Origin of the sequence: Acinetobacter sp. ANC 4216 (assembly GCF_004331195.1) — a bacterium.
GTDB classification, from domain to species: Bacteria; Pseudomonadota; Gammaproteobacteria; order Pseudomonadales; family Moraxellaceae; genus Acinetobacter; species Acinetobacter kookii.
The window spans coordinates 118,437-137,244 of the sequence record NZ_SJOC01000004.1 but is presented as its reverse complement, the minus strand read 5'-3'; the positions used below and the strand labels follow the sequence as shown (position 1 = coordinate 137,244).

14 protein-coding genes and 2 tRNA genes are annotated in these 18,808 nt (G+C 45.8%); 10 read left to right on the top strand and 6 right to left on the bottom strand.

Annotation, left to right across the window (positions count from 1 at the left end; all coding sequences use genetic code 11):
* The first annotated feature begins 6 nt into the window (after positions 1 to 6).
* From E0H88_RS04605 to E0H88_RS04590, 4 genes are read left to right on the top strand one after another with little or no spacing between them, the layout of a single operon-like run.
* Positions 7 to 942, top strand: a complete 936-nt coding sequence (locus tag E0H88_RS04605) for a penicillin-binding protein activator (RefSeq protein WP_131273265.1) — start codon at positions 7 to 9, stop codon at positions 940 to 942.
* Positions 942 to 1,370, top strand: coding sequence for a YraN family protein (locus tag E0H88_RS04600; RefSeq protein ID WP_131273264.1), 429 nt, complete (start codon positions 942 to 944; stop codon positions 1,368 to 1,370). The genes E0H88_RS04605 and E0H88_RS04600 overlap by 1 nt, the downstream gene beginning before the upstream one ends.
* Positions 1,371 to 1,430: 60 nt before the next feature.
* Entirely contained in the window at positions 1,431 to 2,114 is a 684-nt protein-coding gene (locus E0H88_RS04595; RefSeq protein WP_092819926.1) for a BON domain-containing protein, read from the top strand.
* Positions 2,104 to 2,991: an alpha/beta hydrolase gene (locus E0H88_RS04590; protein ID WP_131273263.1), complete on the top strand. Its 888-nt coding sequence runs from the start codon at positions 2,104 to 2,106 to the stop codon at positions 2,989 to 2,991. Before E0H88_RS04595 ends, E0H88_RS04590 begins: the two co-directional genes overlap by 11 nt.
* 1 nt (position 2,992) lies before the next feature.
* On the opposite strand, the gene nudC is transcribed toward E0H88_RS04590, so the two are convergent.
* The 3 genes from nudC to dnaQ all read right to left on the bottom strand — a co-directional run bounded on the left by nudC (position 2,993) and on the right by dnaQ (position 6,963).
* Entirely contained in the window at positions 2,993 to 3,766 is a 774-nt protein-coding gene (gene nudC / locus E0H88_RS04585) for an NAD(+) diphosphatase (RefSeq protein ID WP_131273262.1), read from the bottom strand.
* A complete protein-coding gene (locus E0H88_RS04580) occupies positions 3,766 to 5,409 on the bottom strand; it encodes a chemotaxis protein (RefSeq protein ID WP_131273261.1) in 1,644 nt (547 codons plus the stop codon). Before E0H88_RS04580 ends, nudC begins: the two co-directional genes overlap by 1 nt.
* A 126-nt stretch (positions 5,410 to 5,535) precedes the next feature.
* Positions 5,536 to 6,963 (bottom strand): DNA polymerase III subunit epsilon, encoded by a 1,428-nt coding sequence (dnaQ, locus tag E0H88_RS04575; RefSeq protein ID WP_131273260.1) that lies wholly within the window; start codon positions 6,961 to 6,963, stop codon positions 5,536 to 5,538.
* Between the two features lie 223 nt (positions 6,964 to 7,186).
* Between dnaQ and E0H88_RS04570 the strand changes: the two genes are divergently transcribed.
* The 6 genes from E0H88_RS04570 to E0H88_RS04545 all read left to right on the top strand — a co-directional run bounded on the left by E0H88_RS04570 (position 7,187) and on the right by E0H88_RS04545 (position 17,360).
* A complete protein-coding gene (locus tag E0H88_RS04570) occupies positions 7,187 to 10,468 on the top strand; it encodes a LysM peptidoglycan-binding domain-containing protein (RefSeq protein ID WP_131273259.1) in 3,282 nt (1,093 codons plus the stop codon).
* 27 nt (positions 10,469 to 10,495) lie between these two features.
* Positions 10,496 to 12,334, top strand: a complete 1,839-nt coding sequence (locus E0H88_RS04565; protein ID WP_131273258.1) for an extracellular solute-binding protein — start codon at positions 10,496 to 10,498, stop codon at positions 12,332 to 12,334.
* 39 nt (positions 12,335 to 12,373) lie between these two features.
* Positions 12,374 to 13,438, top strand: coding sequence for a microcin C ABC transporter permease YejB (locus E0H88_RS04560; RefSeq protein WP_092819919.1), 1,065 nt, complete (start codon positions 12,374 to 12,376; stop codon positions 13,436 to 13,438).
* A complete protein-coding gene (locus tag E0H88_RS04555; RefSeq protein WP_131273257.1) occupies positions 13,438 to 14,451 on the top strand; it encodes an ABC transporter permease in 1,014 nt (337 codons plus the stop codon). The genes E0H88_RS04560 and E0H88_RS04555 overlap by 1 nt, the downstream gene beginning before the upstream one ends.
* Complete coding sequence (locus E0H88_RS04550) at positions 14,426 to 16,015, top strand: ABC transporter ATP-binding protein (RefSeq protein WP_131273256.1); 1,590 nt, start codon at positions 14,426 to 14,428, stop codon at positions 16,013 to 16,015. Before E0H88_RS04555 ends, E0H88_RS04550 begins: the two co-directional genes overlap by 26 nt.
* Before the next feature lie 100 nt (positions 16,016 to 16,115).
* Positions 16,116 to 17,360, top strand: a complete 1,245-nt coding sequence (locus E0H88_RS04545) for an NADH:flavin oxidoreductase/NADH oxidase family protein (protein WP_131273255.1) — start codon at positions 16,116 to 16,118, stop codon at positions 17,358 to 17,360.
* 215 nt (positions 17,361 to 17,575) lie between these two features.
* Here the strand turns inward: E0H88_RS04545 and E0H88_RS04540 are convergent.
* The 3 genes from E0H88_RS04540 to E0H88_RS04530 all read right to left on the bottom strand — a co-directional run bounded on the left by E0H88_RS04540 (position 17,576) and on the right by E0H88_RS04530 (position 18,758).
* Positions 17,576 to 17,651, bottom strand: a tRNA-Glu gene (locus E0H88_RS04540).
* A gap of 10 nt (positions 17,652 to 17,661) precedes the next feature.
* Positions 17,662 to 17,737, bottom strand: a tRNA-Glu gene (locus tag E0H88_RS04535).
* A gap of 127 nt (positions 17,738 to 17,864) precedes the next feature.
* Positions 17,865 to 18,758, bottom strand: a complete 894-nt coding sequence (locus E0H88_RS04530) for an alpha/beta fold hydrolase domain-containing protein (RefSeq protein WP_131273254.1) — start codon at positions 18,756 to 18,758, stop codon at positions 17,865 to 17,867.
* Between the last annotated feature and the right edge of the window lie 50 nt (positions 18,759 to 18,808).

The following is an 18,808-nucleotide window of genomic DNA, read 5'->3' as shown; positions in this document are numbered from 1 at the left end:
TCTCCAATGTTGAATAATAATAAAAAAATAATTGGCTTCATCCTGTATTGCATTTTCAATCACGCTCAAGCTGAAGTGTTGGTCATTTTACCTGAATCGGGGCCTATGGCGCGAGCCGGATTAAGTGTCAAACAGGGTTTTATGAGTGCTTATCAGGCATCAGAGCTGGAAACACCCATTAAATTTGTAAACTCGGACAAAAAACCGATTGCGCAGTTGCTTAAACAAAATGTCAATAAAAAAACCCAAATGATAGTTGGGCCTTTGCCACGTCAGGATGTGGAAGCTTTAATCAAGATACAGCCGAAGGTTCGGGTTTTGGCCCTGAATGAAGTATCCTCACAATCTGCAAAGGTAGGACAATTTAGCCTGTCCAAGCAGGATGATGCAGTGGCGCTGAATCAGGTATTGCAGAATGACCAAATCAAAGAGCTGTATGTGTTGCAGCAAAAAGACTCGGAAACTGACAATGAACTGTTTCTGATTTCTTTACTCACTGAAACCAATTATCCTCTGAATTTAATTGAAGAAATACCCAAAAAGTTAAATAAACATACTGGTTTGTTGCTACTCGGAAACAATGCCTGGCTGAATAAACTGCCCAAGCTGCCGCATAAAAACATCTATATTTTACCGAATGCCATTGAACAAGATCAGGTATTGCCTGTAGGGGTAAAATTTTGTGATGCGCCGGCCTTATATGAATCTGAATGGCCAGATGTCATCCAGGCCGCTCAAGCAAACGCCGCTTCCATGGCCTATCAGCGTCTGATCGCTTTTGGTGGGGATGCCTGGCATATTGCGAGCCAGTATTTGGCCGAACCCAATTTAAAAAGTATGCAGTTCCAGGGGCGGACCGGACTGATTCAAGTCAATAACAATCAAATCCAGCGCATTCCACACTGTTATGAAAATACCAAAAAGGGAATCAAGGGATTGTAATGTCAAATCTTACGGCACATTTAAATTTGGGTCAATGGGCTGAACAGCAGGCTTTAACATTATTACAGGCCCAAGGCTTTCAGCTGGTTGTGGCAAATTATCATTGCCGTTACGGGGAAATTGACCTGATTGTACAGCAGGCTCAGGAACTGGTTTTTGTCGAAGTCAAGGCGCGTTCAGTGACCCAGTATGCCCAATCCTTCGAAAGCATTTCTTTATCCAAACAGCGCAAAATGATGAAATCGGCACTGTGCTTTTTGCATGCCCATCCGGAATTGCAAACCTTTTATTGTCGTTTTGATGTGATTTGTTTTGATTTTCTTCAACAATTTGCAAAAACCATACAGCAAGATTTTTCCAAATTCACTTATGATCAACAATGGATTGAAAATGCTTTTACTTTTGATGAAGAGTTTATTAATCTTTGAACAAAATCATAGCGTAAATGCTGACATAAAATAGAACTGAATAATGAGGAGTCTTGCTGAGTGTTTAACCGTATTGCAATGACGTTACTGTGTGTAGCAAGTTTATCTGGTTGTGCAAGTTTTATCTCTAGTGGCACAGGATCAGCCCCGGTAGGTACAGAAAGTGGCGCCCGTTCTCTTGGACAGGTGTTTATTGATTCCTCAATCGAACGTACCGCTAAAATCAATTTATATAAATTAGACAGTCGTTTTAAACAATCCCGTGTCAATATTGAAAGTTTTCATGGCAATGTATTATTAACCGGTCAAGTGCCGGATGCACACTTGAAACGGCTGGCAGAAGATAATGTCCGTGCCATGAGTGATGTGAAAACCGTGCATAATTACATTGCTGTCGGTAACCAGATTGGTTATGGCACCATTATGCAAGATACCACAGTGACGGCAAATACGCGTGGCCTGATTATGAAAGCTGTGGTGGTGTCTGACAGTAAAGTGCGCATTCACACCGAAGATGGTGTTTTATATGTGATGGGGCGTTTAAACACTGCTGAAATTAATGATTTGAATCAGGTGCTGCAACAAGTCGGCAACGTGACTAAAATTATTACTTTAATTGATAATATTGAGCAATCGCGTGCCATGACTTCAAGTTTTAGTAGTCCTGTCGTGAATGCACTGCCGGTTGAACAGACACCGGTGGCTATTGATCCGGATCAAGCAGAGCCAACCTATGCTCAATAAGGTTGTACAAACAGTTAGTCAGGAAATTCAGCAAAAAATCGAAAAAGTGAAAATACTGTACAAGGATTTTCGCCTTTACGATTTTGGTAGTTATGCTCTGAACCGTTTAACCCCGCGTAAAGGTTATACGGTCACTGAAAACATTGCCTATGGTTTAAAAGCCCGTCAGCGTTTAGATATTTTCTCTGCTGCATCTCCTCTAGAGCATCGGCCTTTAATCGTGTTTGTGCATGGTGGGGCATGGCTGCATGGAGATAAAAAAGATTACCGTTTCGTGGGTGAAGCCTTTGCCAGAGAAGGCTATGATGTTGCGGTGATTAATTATCATCTTGCGCCCGAGCATATATTTCCCAGTTATATTGATGACCTGAGTTTGGCCTTAAACTATTTGACCCAGCATCAGTCCAGATACAATATCCAGACTGAAAAACTGGTATTGATGGGGCATTCGGCGGGTGCATTTAATGTGATGTCGGCACTTTATCATCCGACACCTTACCCTTTGCAATGCCGCAGCCAAATTCGTGCCATTATTGGTTTGTCTGGGCCTTATCATTTTGATTATAAAGATGATCCGATTTGTGCAGATGCTTTTGACCAAAGCGTGCCTTATCAGCAGGTGATGCCTTACTATTTCGTGGAAACCAATACGGTGCGACATTACCTGTTTTTAGCCTCCAATGATCAGGTGGTCGGCCATAATAATTCAGAAGATTTACATCGGATTCTGCAGGAAAAGGGCAACCATAGCCAGATGATTACCATCCCGGGTACTGGACATGTGTCTATTATGGGGTCGGTTTCCAGTTTGTTCAGCCGCTATTTCCAAACCAAGAAACAGATTTTGGCGGTTCTCGATGAAGCTCTAAAACCTTGACTTAAAGCCATTCACGGGTGTCATCTGCCACAGGATGACCTTCGGTAATATGTTTAATCATGGCATAGGCAATACTGCCTTTAAATGGAATTTCAGGCAGTTGATCCATTTTAAAGAATTGCGCGTCGCTAATTTCTTCTTCTTGCAGCTTGATTTCTCCAGAAGCATATTCAGCACGGAAGGCGAGCATCAGGTTACTCGGAAAAGGCCAGGGCTGGCTGGCAAGATACTGGATATTTTTGAGTCTTAAGCCCACTTCTTCAAAAGTTTCCCGGCGTACCGCTTCTTCCAGGGTTTCTCCTACCTCAACAAAACCAGCAATCAGGCCGTACATATTCGTTTTGTTTTTGGCATTTTTAGCTAGCAAAATTTCATCTTGACCACGGGTAATCACGGTAATGACACAGGGCTGTACCCGTGGATACTGATGATAACCACATGCTGGGCAAACCATGGCATATTCAGTCGCATGGGCTTCAGTTGGATGTCCACAATGACTACAGAACTTGTGGTTGCGGCGCCATTCTAACAGCTGGATGGCACGACTGGCGGCTTCGAATTGTTGGGTATCCCAGAGCGTTAATAATTGACGGATGGGTACCAGTTGCAAGCCGGAAGGAATAGGCTCGTTTTCGAGAAGGTCACGGGCAATCACTTGATCACCCGTGTTGAACTGAAGGTCACTTACTAAACGTTCTACCCGAGGGAGCTGAAAGTTTTCATCGACTAAAAGTTGATGCTGATGGAAGATATAGGCAAGTGACAATTCGGACATTAGGCAACAGTTTTCAGTTTTTCGCTACTTTGCAATGCTACATCAAACATCGACTGCAGGACAGGCTGTTTTGATTTTAAATTGTCAATCAGCATGTCGGCACTGGCTAAGGTGTCGAGGATGTGGTTGATTTGTTCAGCAGTGATCGTTGCAGAATTTTCAATTTGCTGTTGGATAAACGTTGCAGCAGTGTTCAATGAAGTCTGACCGGATGGGGCATTTAAGAACAGCAGGGCACCACCAATTTCACGCAATTGGGTTGGAATATTCTCAAGCGCAGCCAGATTTTGATCTTGCATGTACTGCATCAGGATTTGGCTGGAAAGCTCAGTCACGGCTTTGGTTTCATTGAGTAAAGCTTCATGCGCTTCATCTAAACGGTCCAAAGAGATGTTCATGTTATGGACACGAAGCTGTAAACGGCTTGAAGTGTGATGACGTTCCAGAACACCAATCGAATTCATTGCCGATAAAATGCAACTCATCAATTGCTGAGCAAAATTTTCATCTTTCAGCACTTCAGCCTTGTCCAGCAAGTTGGCTTGGCGAGATAAATCGTTGAAAGCTTCACTCAGATTCAATACTTTGAAAATGTTGGCAAGACTGATTAATTTGTCCTGTAATTCCTTCGTTTTCTCAGCTGTCATGTTTTGATAGTTGAATTCGATGTCATTACGAATTTGTGCCATTTCTGTGGTCACAAGTTCACTAATGGTATGCATGGTATCAAAATCAGGTCCATAGAGATGGCGGCTAAATACCTGCAATTGGGTATCGGTCAAATGATCTTCACCCACATTTAGCTGGCTACGGATATGCTGGGCCGTCTCATCTTCCTGGCTTATGCACAAGCTCAAGATATTGGCTAAATCCGGCAGGCTTGGCTTAAAGCGATCTGGAGCACTGAAATATTGTGCCATATTGCGTTCAATACTGATCAGGGTACGTAAACGCGCATCATTGATCAATAAGTGATCTATCTGATTAAATGCCACATGCACCAGATTCCAGTATTGCTTGCTTGGCGTATTTTCTGCCAGACCTGCCAGATAGGCACCGACCAGTTTGATTGCCTGCAGATCTAATTCAGTCTCTTCCTGTTTAATCAGCTTGTTTAAAGACAGTTTGTACAGGCGATGTACATATTGCGACTTTTCCAGGCTGGGTGCTTGAGGAAGTTTAAAATCGGGGGTAATACAGTCCAGTAATGACTCGATATGCTGACCTTCATGCGTAATCGGTTTACCCAGCACAATTTCCAGACGATTCAGGGTGTCGAGCAGGAATTGTGGAATTTTAACTTCACGTAAGCAAATAAATTCGATGTAACGTTTCAACATGGTGGTGCCTTCACTTAAGGCCACCACTTCCTGAGTATTAATCTGCGCAGGATTCCCCATAATCTTGCGCATTAACTCTGCGGAATATTGGGCAATTTTAGCCAGGCTTTGCATGTCAATAAGAGCAAGAACCTGAGCACACTGCTCAAATTGATTAAGTGCATCATCAATACCGAAAGGTAAAGTCTGGTCTTCTGCCAAGGAACTAACCGCTGATTCAACTAATTTAATTGAATTATCAACCTCATTTTTTATTATCAGCAATGCAGTCGGGTCAAAATGAATAGAGGTTTGGTAAGACATGTATCTGCACCTTTCCTAGTGTTTTATCTGTTTGTGAGTAGCCCGTTCAAGGCCAAACTTCTTTGCGTTTAACTATAACGTAAGTGCTAAACGATTAAATACAAAAAACCACTAGAAATGTAGATTTTATTTTGCAAAAAGACAAGCTGTTCCATGTTTTTCTTCAAATTGTTTGACCCAATTCTCATGTTCTGCCAATTCTTCGGCTGAAGGTAAAATCACAGGCAGCTCTATTTGTACAGTGGAGCGGGCAGTTTGACCCTGTTGTTGCTCGGCTTCGGTCAGGGTATCCATATCGAAAGATACCTGACCGCCGGTCATGGCCAGGTAGACATCTGCCAGAATTTCGGCATCGAGTAAGGCACCGTGGAAAGTACGGTCACGCTGCGGAATTTCATAACGGCGCACCAAAGCATCGAGCGAATTTTTTTGTCCCGGATGCTTGCTCTTGGCCATGGCCAAGGTATCGGTTACTTCACAGACTTCCGATAAGGCCACAAAGCCTGCGCGTTTAAACTCCATATCCAGGAAGTTCATATCGAAGGTCGCGTTATGCGCAATAATTTCTGTGCCTTTTAAATAGTCAAACAGCACATCGGCAATCTCTGCATAAAGTGGTTTGTCTTTCAGGAACTCATCTGAAATACCGTGAATGTTTTCAGATTCACCGACCGGTTTTTGCGGGTTGATATAAATATGAATCGAGCTGCCGGTCAGTTTGCGGTTGACCATTTCAATCGCCCCGACCTCAATAATTCGGTCAGTGTCCTGAAAATAGAAACCGGTGGTTTCGGTATCCAGAATCAGTTGGCGCGGACCATGAACTTCTTTGCTGCGTGGGGTAATCACGATATGCGGGTGCAGCGGTTTTTCGGAAGCAGATGTTGCACTTTCTAAAACAGGTTCCGGAGCTTGCGCTTGAGGTTGCATGGTGTCTGCCTGAGGGTTTTCCTGTTCCGCATTTTCTAAAACATCGTTTTCTAAAACTTCGCTGTCATCTTGCAGCTCGGCTTCCATCAGGTCAAAACCAAAGGGGTCATCTAATAGCCAGTCCTGCTCAGCTTTTTTTTTATCCAGCATGTCGGCTTGTTCTAAAACAGTTTCGGCAGATGACAAGAGATTTTTCATGGCTGTTAAGGTTTGATCGGCACCCTGGTTGGCCAGTTGATCAGCCATCTCATTGCCTGGATGTCCGGCATGGCCCTTAATCCAGTTCCATTCAATGTCACGCCCCTGACAGGTCGCATCCAGTAATTTCCACAGGTCCGGATTTTTGACATCTTTCCAGTTTTTCTTTTTCCAGCCATGAATCCATTCGGTGATGCCTTGCTTGACATACTTGGAATCGGTCCAGATGATCAGTTTGGCATCGCGCGGACAAAACTGAATACCTTCAATTGCGGCGGTGAGTTCCATGCGGTTATTGGTGGTTTCCGCTTCTCCGCCACACAGTTTATGCTTTTCCGATTCGGTAATGATATATGCACCCCAGCCGCCTAAACCAGGATTGCCGCGACACGCGCCATCGACATAAAGAGTGATTGTTTGAGTCATATAAACCAAATCCGAACGCTATAAATGAGAGTCAAAATAAACCGGGTGACTGGCATATTGTATAACGCAATTTCACTTTAAAAGTGTATTACACGGTTATTTTTTAAATTCTTGTAACATTTATAGTGAAATCGCGCTAAATTAATCCCTTGTGTCTACCCCATGCTTCACTACAATGGCAGATCTAAAAAATAAATTTTATACGAGTTGTTTGGATTTTTTTATGTATAAACCAACCGCGATTTTGTGGCAGCCAACCTTACCCAATTTTTTAAAAATAACAGTACTGGGTTCAGCTTTAGCTGCATTGGGACTGTCAGGCTGTTCTTCAAGCCAGAGTGCGACACATGGCTCAAAATCGAAAATGGTGGGTTCATCCGGATATCTGGATGCCGACAGCTTGGATTCATTGGAAGATTTATTGTCTGCTACAGACATGAGCGCAGTAGAAGGCGATCGCCTGCTGATTTTAAAACATGGTGATGTCTGGAAACGCATGACCGTCGGTTTCAAGATGGATCATAGCCATTGGGATGCCCGTATTGAAGCACAGCGCGGCTGGTTTATTTCCCGACAGCCTTATCTGGACCGTTTAAGTGCCCGTGCTTCACGCTATCTTTATCATACCGTGAAAGAGGCGGAACGCCGCGGTTTGCCGACGGAACTGGCTCTATTGCCGATTATTGAAAGTTCTTATGACCCTGCTGCGACCAGTAGTGCAGCCGCAGCCGGGATGTGGCAGTTTATTCCAAGTACCGGACGGATTTATGGTTTAAGACAGACCAGTCTGTATGATGGTCGTCGTGATGTGGTGGAATCGACCCGTGCAGCCTATGAGTTCCTGGGGGGCTTATATAACCAGTTTGGTTCATGGGAACTGGCCTTGGCGGCTTACAATGCGGGTCCGGGGCGGATCCAGCAGGCGATTAACCGCAATAAGGCAGCCGGTTTGCCTACAGATTACTGGTCACTGAAACTGCCTCAGGAAACCATGAACTATGTGCCACGCTTCCTGGCAGTGGCGCAAATTATTAAAAATCCTGGGGCCTATGGGGTGTCTTTACCGCCGATTGCCAACCGACCACACTTTAGGGAAGTTCCGGTAGGACCGGTAAACTTAAATGAAGTTGCCTCCATTACCGGTTTAAGCCGCGCCGAGCTATATCAGCTAAATCCAGGACATCGTGGGGACTGGGTTGATGAGCAAAGCCCGATGAAGATCATTATTCCTGCGGATTTAAGTCCTGCTATTGATGCGCGGCTTAAAAAGTTATCGCCAAGTTCAGGGGCGTTATGGGCAAGTACGGCAAAACCTTTTACTCCGGAAAGAAGCAATCCGCCTGAGCTCAATACGCAAGTGATTAATCCGGCAAAAACAGCGCCACCGGTATTAATCGCAAGTACGTCTACAATTACTTCTACAAGTACTTCTAAAAGTTCTCAGCCAGTGACTGCGGCAAATCCTGTGACAGTCACCAAGCCTTCAGGTACCAAACGTGTGGCTACGCCTCAAGGCTCTGATGCCTTGGCATCTTTTGCTGCAAATAGCGATATTCCGAGTGCACCACGTATTCCTGTTGCGGTGAGTCAGGTGGCAAATGTCAAGCCTGTGACGGTAGAACCTCCATTGTCTGCCGCTGAGCGCGAGCAGATTATGGCGGCAGTAAAAGCGGAAGGTGAAAATAAAACGCTAGAACAGGTACTGCAACCGGTAGCCAGTAAAGCTGAACAGGAAAAAGTCGTTGCAGAAATTAAAGCCATTGCACCGCAAGGCACCGAAATTGTCGATCCCTTTGACGGCAAAATCAAGTTAACGGCCATTCAAACCAGCCTGTCGGTCGCTGAACAGCAAGGCAAGGAGTTAACCAAAGGTTTTGCTTATCCAAAAGGGGTGGCGGAAAGCACCAAGCCTGATTCAGATGAAGCCAAACGTAACCAGGGCAAGAACTACGTCAAGACCGATTCAGAAGTGGTGGTGATCCCGCCAAAAGGAAAACGCAGTACCTATACCGTTCAACAGGGCGATACTTTAGCCGTCATTGCCATGAAAAATGGCCTGAACTGGCGCGATGTGGCGAAATGGAACCAGATAGATCCAAACTCTCCGCTGTACGTGGGAACCAGTATCTATTTATATGATGCCAAACCACAAAGCGAGAAAAATACCGAAACATTATCGGCCAAGTCTAAAGCACAGCCTGAAACTTATGTAGTGCAGGCCAATGACAGCCTGACCGGAGTGGCCAGCCAGTTTGGCTTGTCGGTGAAACAGCTGGCAGAGTTCAACAACTTATCGGTCAGCAGCGGTTTGCGTGTGGGGCAAAAATTATCGTTAAAAGACACGGCACAAAATAATTCCGATCTTGTTGAAAGCAAAAGCAATAATTCAAAATCTACTGCTAAAGTGAAAACCAAATCTTATGTAGTGAAACGTGGCGAATATCTTAAACTGATTGCTGACCGTTATGCCTTGTCCAATCAGGAGCTGGCCGATTTAACCACCGGTCTGACTGCGGGCAGTAGTTTAAGAGTGGGGCAAAAAATTAATGTGCCACTGCATGAAGTAGACAGCAAGCCAGAAGAAAAAGCGAGTCCGGTTAAAATAGATCCGGTAGACATTGAGCCAGCCTATAAAACGGAAAGTTATCAGGTGCAACGTGGCGATACCCTGTCGAGTATTGCAGGCAAATCGAAAATTTCCTTAACCGAACTGGCACAGCTGAATAAATTATCCAGCAACAGTGGCGTCCGGATAGGCCAAACCCTGAAGATTCCTGCAAGTTCAACTGTTCCGGAGAGTTATACCGTGCAATCCGGGGATAGCTTGTCTGCCATTTCTGCCAAATACAATTTAGGCATGGATTATATTGCCAATATTAACGGCATTAACCGCAATGCTGGCTTACGTGTGGGACAGCGTTTGAAACTGACGGGTGAAGAACCGGTCGCAGCATCAAACAAAGTCGAAGCGAAAATTGAAAAAGTCAGCTTTGAAAAGAGTGATAGCCATGTGGTTAAACCGGGCGAGACCTTAAGTAATATTGCAAAAAAATATCATTTACAGCTGGATTATTTGGCTGCATTGAATGGCTTAACCCGCAATTCAACGGTCCGTATTGGACAGCGTTTAAAAATTGACGGGGATCTGCCAAAGCTGGACGCTAAAGTGGATGAGCCTATGTCAAAAGCAGTGAAGTCATCTAACAACACCGATGGGTATACCGTGAAATCGGGCGAGTCATTGAACGCCATTGCCAGTCGGACAGGGGTATCGGTTGCTGAATTGGCAGCGATGAATGGTCTTAGCCCTCGTTCCGGTTTACGTGTCGGCCAGCAGATTGTTATTCCTAAAACTGTGGTTGAATATAAAGTCAAACGTGGTGATACCCTGATTGGCCTCGCCAACCGTTATGGTCTGGAAAGTGCAAAACTTGCGGAAATGAATGAGATGCAACCCAATAAACAATTGCGAATTGGTGATGTGATTAAAGTTCCAAACTTATAATAAATGCAAAGACAGGGAGTCATTTAGATGTCATTTGCCAGGGCGAAATATTGGGGTTTTGCATGGGGGCTCAGTCTTTTGACCCAGGGGCTATGGGCTGCGGTGCAGACCACGCCCTATATTGCGGTACATAGCCAGCCGAAATATGCTGGCTTGTTGGTCATGCCCTATGCCAATGCCCAAGCGCCTAAAGGCGGCTATTTAAGTACTGCCAGCAATGGCACGTTTGACAATTTAAACAGTATGAATGGCAAAGGCAGCTCAACCGATGGGGTGGAGTATCTGTTTGATTCGCTGATGTCGAATTCGCTGGATGAGCCGGGGGTGATGTATCCCTTGCTGGCCGAGAAAGTGACTTATGATCCCAAGCAGACCCAATATGTCATTTTCCACCTCAATCCCAAAGCACGTTTTAGCGATGGCAGTGCAGTGACTGCCGAAGACGTCAAATTTACTTTTGATACTTATCAAACCAAGGCCAATCCTGGACTGCAAATGTATCTGGCCGATCTGGATAAAACTGAAGCATTGTCCAAATATACGGTCAAGATGAGCTTTAATTCTGCCAATAATGCAGAGATGCCACTGATTCTGGCGCAGATGCCAATCTATTCCAAAAAAGACTGGCAAAAGAAGGATTTCACCCGGGTCACCATGCAGCCGATTTTGGGGTCAGGGCCTTATCTGATTGACCGGATTGATGCCGGTCGCAGCATCAGCTACAAACGCAATCCAAACTACTGGGGCAAAGACCTGCCGGTCAATAAAGGCCGATATAATTTTGATCGCCTGAAATATGTTTATTACCGCAATCTGGACATTGCCTTTGAAGGTTTTAAGTCGGGGCAATATACCCTGCATGAAGAATTTACCGCACGTAAATGGGTCACGGAATATCGTTTTCCCGCCGTCCAGGCAGGCATGGTGGTGAAATATAGATTCAAGCATCAGAACCCAATTCCGACACAAAGTTTTGTGTTTAATAGCCGCCGCACACCTTTTCAAGACATCAAGTTTCGACAAGCCATCACCTACGCTTACGATTTTGAATGGCAAAACAAGGCGCTATTTTACGGACAGTATCGACGCTTACAGAGTTATTTTGCCAACAGTGAGCTGGAGGCTAAAGGCACGCCCAGCCCTGCAGAGCTGGCCATTTTAAAACCCTATCTAGCCCGACTGAATCCAATTCAGCGGCAGGGTGTTTTGAAAGATTGGAAATATCCGGTGTCGGATGCCAGCGGATTTAACCGCAATAATCTGCTGACGGCGCGTCAGCTACTCATCAAAGCCGGCTATACCTTTAAAAATGGCCGTTTGCTGGATACCCAAGGCAAGCCGATCCGGATTGAATTTCTAATCCATCAGGATGGTTTGCAGCGTACCTTGATGCCGTTTATCCGCAACATGAAACGTCTGGGCGTTGAAGTGGCGATCCGCCATGTCGATGTGCCGCAGTATATCGAGCGCATGCGCACCAAGGATTTTGACATGACCACCAACGTGATGCCGCAGTCGCTCAATCCGGGCAATGAGCAGGCACAGTTCTGGGGCAGTGCATCGGCAGATCAGCCGGGGAACTACAACTATGCAGGCATTAAAAATCCTGTGATTGATGCGATGGTCCAGCAGGTTATTCATGCACCGAGTCGTGAGCAGCTGGTACTCAGAACCCGGGTGTTGGATCGTTTGCTGCGTGCCGGTTATTATCAGATTCCGACCTATGGTAAGGGAGAAAACTGGTTTGCCTACTGGAACATGTATCATCAGCCCAAGGTAAAACCGAAGCTATCATCGGGCATTGACTACTGGTGGAGTGATGCCGGACAAGCGAAAAAAGTCACTCAGTATTTACGTCAAAAATAAACAAGAAGTCATAACGCAGGCACAAGGAACGCTGTTTCGATGGGCATATATATATTAAAAAGACTGCTGCTGATTATTCCAACGCTGTTTTTCATTTTATTGATTAACTTTGTGGTGATCCAGATTGCACCGGGTGGCCCGGTTGAGCAAGCCATTCAACAGGCAGAAGCTTTTCAGGGGCTGGGTGCAACGGGTGGCGAAACGGCCAGTGCCAAAAGCAATTATCAGGGAGCGAAAGGCTTAAGTGATGAAATGGTGCAGAAGATTAAAGCTCAATATGGCTTTGATCAGCCTGCGCACATCCGTTTCTGGAACATGCTGAAAAGTTATGCCAGCTTCGATTTCGGTACCAGTTTTTTTAAAGACAAGCCGGTCACGCAATTGCTGTGGGAAAAAATGCCGGTGTCTTTATCTTTGGGCCTGTGGAGCACTTTGCTGATTTATCTGGTGTCTATTCCCTTGGGCATTAAAAAAGCCCGCCAGCATGGCATGCTGTTTGATAAATCCACCTCGCTGTTACTGGCGATCGGTTATGCCGTGCCTGCCTTTGTATTTGCGGTTTTACTGATTGTATTCTTTGCCGGAGGGTCCTATTTTCAGTGGTTCCCGCTGCAAGGCTTGGTGTCGGAAAATTTCCACAGCCTAAGCTGGCTGGGCAAAATCCAGGACTATTTCTGGCATATGACCTTGCCTTTGCTGGCCATGGTGATTGGCGGTTTTGCCGGACTGACCTATCTCACCAAATATTCCTTTATGGAAGAATTAAACAAACAGTATGTGCTGGCGGCACGATCCAAAGGTCTCACCGAATCACGGGTGCTCTATGGTCATGTCTTCCGTAATGCCATGCTGATCGTGATTGCGGGTTTACCGGAAGCGCTGATTGGCATTTTCTTTGTTGGTAACCTGTTTATTGAAATCATTTTCAATCTGGACGGGTTGGGCCTGCTCGGTTTTGAGGCCATTCAACAGCGCGATTATCCGGTGATTTTTGGCACATTGTTCCTGTTTACTTTGCTCGGTTTGGTGCTGCGACTGATTAGCGATGTGCTATATCAGGTGATTGACCCGCGGATTAACTTTGAATCGCGAGGTGCTGAATAATGTCCCCATTAATGCAGGCGCGCTTAAAACGATTCCAGGAAAATAAACTCGGTTTCGGCTGCTTAATTATCTTTGCCGTGATTTTTGTTTTATCACTGGCTTCTGAACTGATCGCGAATGATAAACCCCTTTTAGTGAAATACGATCATTCACTTTATGTGCCGGTGTTGAAGTCTTATCCGGAAACGACTTTTGGCGGGGTATTTGAAACCGAAGCCGATTATAAAGATCCGGTGGTGCAGCAATTGATTGATGAAAAGGGCTGGGCGATCTGGCCGCTGATTCAATATTCCTACCAGACGCCTAATCTGGAACTGGCAGTCCCCGTACCTTCTGCACCGACTGCACAAAACTGGTTGGGAACCGATGACCAGGGACGTGATGTACTGGCCCGTATTCTTTATGGTTTGCGTGTGTCGCTGCTGTTTGGCTTTGCCTTAACCTTTGCTTCAGCATTGCTGGGCATCGCGGTTGGCGCGATTCAGGGCTATTACGGGGGATGGGTCGATTTATTGGGTCAGCGTATTCTGGAAGTGTGGGGCGGTTTGCCGATGTTATTCATGGTGATGATTCTGGTCAGCATGTTTACCCCAAACGTCTATTGGCTGTTTCTGATTATGCTGTTATTCGGCTGGACCACTTTGGTTGGTCTGGTGCGTGCCGAATTTTTAAAGGCACGCAATTTGGACTATGTGCGTGCCGCACGCAGCCTGGGAGTTACAGACCAGACCATTATGCTGCGCCACATCTTGCCGAATGCCATGAGTTCCAGCCTGTCGCAACTTCCTTTTATGTTGACCGCCAACATCACCGCTCTTACCGCCTTGGACTTTTTAGGCTACGGTTTACCGCCCGATGCGGCATCTTTGGGTGAATTGTTATTACAAGGCAAATCCAACCTGAATTCACCATGGCTGGCACTGTCCGGCTTCTTTACCCTGGCCATTGTCCTATCTTTACTGATTTATATTGGGGAGGCGACACGCGATGCATTCGATCCAAGACGCCAATAATCCGCAAGCCTTGTTAACTGTCCAGCATTTAAATATCCGGCAAGCAGAGCAGGTGCTGGTAGCTGACCTGAATTTTCAGCTGCATGCCGGTGAAACCATTGGCTTAGTCGGTGAAAGTGGTTCGGGCAAGTCGATTAGCAGTCTGGCCTTGCTGGGACTGTTGCCCAGTACCTTAAAGATTCAAGGTCAGGCCGTATTGGAACAGCAAAATCTACTGGCAATGAAAACTGAACAGCTGCGCCAAATTCGTGGCCAGAAAATAGCCATGATTTTTCAGGAACCGATGACGGCTTTAAATCCCTTGCACAGGGTGGAAAAAATTATTGGCGAAACCTTGTTGCTGCAAGGCTGGTCCAAACAGAAGACCCGGGCACGCATTATTGAATTGCTGCAAGATGTCGGCATTACCGACCCTGAAGATAAATTGCGCCGTTATCCGCATGAGCTTTCCGGCGGGCAGCGGCAGCGCGTGATGATCGCCATGGCACTCGCCTTAGATCCGGACATCCTGATTGCGGATGAGCCGACCACGGCGCTGGATGTCACCTTACAGGCACAGATTCTAAAACTGCTTAAATCCTTGCAGCAAAGCCGCAAGATGGCGATGATCCTGATCAGTCATGATCTTAATCTGGTGCGTCGCTATGCCGATCAGGTCATTGTAATGAACAAAGGTGTAGTGGAAGAACAGGGTAGCGTTACCGAAATCTTTCAACAGCCGAAACAGGCCTATACCCGTGATTTGCTCAATCATGATTTTGGTGAGGCGCTGCAGATTCCAGAAGCTGAAAATTTATTGACCTTAAAGCAGGTTGCGGTGAAGTTCCCGATCAAGCAGGGATTACTCAACCGGGTCAAAGACTACTTTGTCGCGGTAGAACCCTTGGATTTGCAGTTAATGCAAGGTGAATCAATTGGCATTGTCGGCGAAAGCGGATCAGGCAAAAGCTCGCTGGCTTTGGCCATTAGCCGTTTGATTAAAAGTGACGGTGAAATTGTGCTGCTGGGCACCGATTTAAACCGGTGCAATGAAAAGCAGTTACGGCCTTTACGCGCTGAATTTCAGATCGTGTTTCAAGACCCGTTTAGCAGCCTGAATCCGCGCCTGAATGTGGAACAGACCATTGGTGAAGGTTTGGGCCTAAAAAAACTCTCAGCGACAGAAATATCAGAGCGGATTGATGAAGCCCTGGAAAAAGTCGAATTGCCGGTGTCATTTCGAAGCCGTTATCCGCATGAGCTGTCTGGTGGGCAACGTCAGCGTGTCGCCCTGGCACGTGCCTTGGTGTTGAGTCCTAAACTGCTGATACTGGACGAGCCGACCTCGGCGCTGGACCGTACCACGCAGCGTGCCATCGTGAAATTGCTCAGACGCTTACAGCAAGAGCATCAGATCAGCTATCTGTTTATCAGTCATGACCTGCAAGTGGTTAAAGCCCTGTGTCAGAAAGTGCTGGTGTTACGCCGTGCGCAGGTGATGGAATTTCAAGACACTGAACAGCTGTTTTTAAATCCGCAAACGGAATATACCCGTCAGTTAATCGAAGCCAGCCAGTATGTTTAAAATTACTGACAAGTCATATTGTCAGAAGAGTCATTGACGGATAACGAAATAAGTTTAGGGTATTAAGGCTAAATAAATACAAATACATCGGGATTGAGAGATGAGCCATCTTGCTGAAGCAACAAGTATTCGACATACCACCTTTAAAAACAGAATTATCAAAGCCGCGATGAGTGAAGCCTTGGCAAATGACGCAGGTCAGCCAAGCCAGTTGCATTTTAATCTGTATGAAGCCTGGGCCAAGGGTGGCTTGGGCTGTGCGATTACCGGCAATGTCATGGTGGATGTTCGCGCCAAAAATGAACCGGGCGTGGTAGTGATTGAGTCAGAACGCGATTTGGCCAAACTACAGCAATGGGCAGCGCTCGGCAAGAAATATGGCATGGTGCAGCTGGTGCAATTGTCCCATCCCGGCCGTCAGTGTCCCAAAGGTTTAAACAGGGAAACTGTTGCGCCTTCGGCGGTGCCTTTTTCTCCGATGCTGGCAACCACCTTTGGTACGCCGCGTGAATTACGTGAAGATGAGATTCTCGATATTATCCAGCGTTTTGCCACTTCTGCACAAATCTGCGAAAAAGCCGGCTTTGAAGGCATACAGCTGCATGGTGCGCATGGTTATCTGATCAGCCAGTTTTTATCGCCATTGACCAACAAGCGTCAGGACCAATGGGGCGGTCCGATTGAAAACCGGATGCGCTTCCTGCTGGAAATTTATAAGGCTGTCCGTGCGGCAACTTCGGATCAATTTATCATTTCGGTGAAACTGAACTCGGCCGATTTCCAGCGTGGCGGCATTAGCGAAGAAGAAGTGGTTGCGGTGTTTAAAGCCATAGATGCTGCTGGAATCGACTTGATTGAAGTTTCAGGCGGAACCTATGAAGCTCCGGCCATGGCAGGTGCCAAGGCAGAAAAACGCAAAGCCAGTACCATTGCCCGCGAAGCCTATTTCCTCGATTTTGCCGAGAAAATTCGTAAAGAAGTGAAGTGTCATTTAATGGTGACCGGTGGCTTCCGTACCGTAGAAGGGATGAATGCGGCACTCGACAGCGATGCCTGCGATTTTATTGGTATTGCCCGTCCATTGGCAGTGGAAACGGATTTAACCGATCGCCTGATTGCGGGGCAGGATGTACGTTATGCGGTGCATAAAATTAAAACCGGCATTCCTATGGTCGACAAAATGGCAATTATGGAAATCATCTGGTATGCCGCACAGTTTAAAGATATTGCGCGGGGCAAGCGTCCGAATCCAAAACTGTCACCGCTGAAAGTATTTTTGAAATATGCCAAAAACAATATTACCGCAATCATTAAAGGTCAGATTAATTCGCGTCGCAGTGCTTAACGGGATGAGCCTGCCTTAGACTAGGAAGTTTTAAACTGCGCAGCAGACCATCGTCTTTTTTTGCCGTGCATGCTGAAAGGCAGGTCTGCGCTATTTTTATGATTTTTTGGCTGTGCAGTAAAGATCAGGCGATGCAGGAATTCAATCTGTTTAAAAACGAAAAAGCCTGATTCATCATGATCAGGCTTTTTGCAGAGATATTGCTATCTCGAATATGGCGACCCTACGGGGATTCGAACCCCGGTTACCGCCGTGAAAGGGCGATGTCCTAGGCCTCTAGACGATAGGGTCATCTAAGAATTGGCGTCCCTACGGGGATTCGAACCCCGGTTACCGCCGTGAAAGGGCGATGTCCTAGGCCTCTAGACGATAGGGACGTTTCAGAGGTGGGCGTATAATAGGGTGGATAGGACACCCTGTCAAACCTTTTTCTAGGATAATTTTTAAAAACGGATTCAACTGAATAAAAATAAAACAAATGCGTGAAATGTGTTTTGAAAAGCACTATTTTTCTGCGGTTAAACCCTCAATGATGCTGTTGATCACCGCTGGATGCTGTAAGTAACCGCTAATGCTGTGAGGATTATAAAAAGATGTGGTAATGGCCTGGTTAATGATGGGTGGCTGAAAATTGAAAGGGGCCTCGGATAAAGGGAAAGCAGTCAAAAAATCATCAGGTGAATAAAAATTAAACCAGTCGCCCTGCAGTTGCGGTGGTCTGGAAATAGGGGTGACGAGTTTTTCCTGAATGACTCTAAAAGCCAGGGGAGAGCCTAAGGTAATAAAGCGCTGTATTCTAAAATGCGGATATTGATGCAGCAGGTTGTAGGTAATGACCGAACCGAGGGAATGCGCCACCATAATATGATCTAGCTCGGGATGAAGATAAGACATGATCCGGTGATGGACTTCATGCATGAAATCCGGATTAGATAAATATAAATAGGTTTCAATCAGGAATTTATGGATAAAGGTTTCATGCAGCTTGGGATAATGATTCAGAAATAGTGCCAGTTCCTTAAATGCATGATCTCTGGTGAGTGCGCTCATGAGGGCTAATCGCTGTGTGAATGACTTGGCGCATTCGGCGTTTACACTCGGTAATCTACTCGCACAGGGATGCTGTTCCGGGACAAGGGTAGTGTTATGCCTTAAATGAAAGGGAAGATGCAAATGCGGAATAGACTTGGGTAAAAAAGTCTCCAGATCGAGGTTGTTATATAAATGATGTTTGCTGAGCAAATCTCCATAAAAGGGGAAGCGTATTTCCAGGGCATTAAGATCAATATTTTGCTGAGAATTACGCAAACCGGTCTGAAAAGCAGATAGCCAACGCTGTTTTAATGAGGGTTGATCATAATTTTGTTGATTCATGCCGTGAATAAAAATGATTTTCATACATGGTCAGAGCTTTTATCAAAGGGATTATCTTGATTGAGCTTAAAAAA